The sequence below is a fragment of the Streptomyces sp. NPDC059455 genome, assembly GCF_042750115.1.
GTDB classification, from domain to species: domain Bacteria; phylum Actinomycetota; class Actinomycetes; order Streptomycetales; family Streptomycetaceae; genus Streptomyces; species Streptomyces endocoffeicus.
Genome location: NZ_JBHYVB010000015.1, coordinates 94141 through 95843, shown reverse-complemented (window position 1 = coordinate 95843; position 1703 = coordinate 94141). Strand labels below are relative to the sequence as shown.

The 1703-nt window shown below is 71.6% G+C and carries 2 protein-coding genes; one reads left to right on the top strand and one right to left on the bottom strand.

The window, feature by feature from the left end; genetic code table 11:
- Window positions 1-133 precede the first annotated feature (133 nt).
- Complete coding sequence (locus ACFXB5_RS07890; protein WP_385203862.1) at window positions 134-826, top strand: carbon-nitrogen hydrolase family protein; 693 nt, start codon at window positions 134-136, stop codon at window positions 824-826.
- Window positions 827-907: 81 nt separating this feature from the next.
- Here the strand turns inward: ACFXB5_RS07890 and ACFXB5_RS07885 are convergent, their stop codons facing one another.
- Complete coding sequence (locus tag ACFXB5_RS07885) at window positions 908-1576, bottom strand: shikimate kinase (protein ID WP_385203860.1); 669 nt, start codon at window positions 1574-1576, stop codon at window positions 908-910.
- Window positions 1577-1703: the final 127 nt, after the last annotated feature.

The window sequence follows — 1703 nt, the reverse complement described above, 5'->3', positions numbered from 1 at the left end:
GAACCACGGGGCGGGCTGCCGGCGCGGCGCCTCCGCCAGATTTCGGCGATGTCCGCCGTACCGGCTTGGATAGGCTGATCGCGCGACTGCGACTGCGACTGCGACTACGACTCGGCGAGGGGAGTTCGGGGTGGTGGCACAGCCATTGAGCATCGCGGTGGCGCAGCCGAGGTGCGCCGCTCATGAGGTGGCGGCCAACGCGGTGGCCCACGCGGAGGCCGTTCGGGCGGCGGGCGCGCGGGTGGTGGTCTTCCCCGAGATGTCGCTGACGGGATACGAGCTGGACGCGACGCCGGTCGCCCCGGACGATGAACGGCTGGCTCCGATCGTCGCCGCGTGCGCCGCGACCGGGACACTCGCCCTGGTCGGCGCGCCGGTGGCGGGTCCGCGCATCGGCATCCTGGCGTTGGACGGAGATGGCGCACGGGTGGTCTACGGAAAGGTCCACCTGCACCGCGGCGAGGCCATCCACTTCGTGCCCGGGGAGCCCGCCGTGATCGACGTGGACGAGTGGCGGCTGGGTCTCGCCGTCTGCCGCGACACCGGTTTCCCCGAGCACGCCGCGAAGACGGTGGCGCTGGGGATCGACGGCTACGTCGCCGGAGTTGTCCACGCCGAACACGAGGCCGGGCTCCATGGCGAGCGCGCCCGCCGAGTCGCCGCCGACCACGGTGTGTGGGCCGCCACTGCCGCCTTCGCGGGTCCGACCGGGGGCGGCTTCGACCGCACATCCGGCCGTTCGGGCATCTGGTCCGCGGACGGGGAGCTGCTCGCCGAGACGAGCGCCGCGCCCGATGAGATCGCACGGGCGGTCTTCGTCAAGTGAGCCCGGGGCGGGGCGGCCGCGGGAGCGGCGGCGGGAGTCGTCACGGGACTCGTCGCGGGGGCGTCCGCGGGAATCGTCGTATCAGAGCCCGAACGCCCTGGTCACCCGCTCAGTGAGCTCATCTTCCGTCATCGCGGTGTCGACCTGGATGGTTTGCAGTCGGAGACGCTCGGCCTCCTCCTCGAGGCACGTGGTGAACATGCGATCCCGTTCGGCGAGGTTGCGGCCGGCCCTCGCCGGATCGCTGGTCCTCCAGACGAACCCTTCCCCCGGTACCGACCGACTCCGAAAGGCGGTCTGACGGAAATCGGGAGTCGGAAGAAGCCAGACGGCGTGCCGAGGAGCGTCGAGCAGCGGCTTCACGAGGCGCGGGAGCAGCCGGAACCCCTCGACGATGACGCGGGGCTCCGACGGGAGGCGAAGGAGGTCTTCGACGATCAGGCCGAAGCCCTCACCCCGGAACCAGTGGAACGTCTCGAGCATGACCTCGGGAGACCGGTTCACCCATCGCTCGTCCATGTCCATGGCGATGAACCGATGCAAAAGCGGCGCCTCCTCGGGGGTGGCCCGCCCAGCGTGATCCCGCATCACATCATCGGTCGCGTAGAGCCGCCAACCGTAGCGGTCGGCGAGCCGACGGGCGATGGTCGACTTGCCCGCACCACTCCCGCCACCGATCCAGAAGACGTGCCGCAGCCGCGCCGCGAGCTCCGTGGCGTCGGCCACATCTTCGTATTGTCCGGGCCGCATTTCTCTCCGATCCAAGGGGGCGGCCCGGTGTACGTTCCAGGTGGGCCCCCAGGGGTTGCGGGTGCGCGCCCACCACCCCCCGCGCCGGGACCCCCCCCCCCGGGGGTGCCTCGGGCGCCTGTCGGGG

What these genes read in the sequence shown, in the direction of transcription:
- ACFXB5_RS07885 (WP_385203860.1), bottom strand. Translation starts at nt 1,576, where the DNA reads ATGCGGCCCGGACAATACGAAGATGTGGCCGACGCCACGGAGCTCGCG.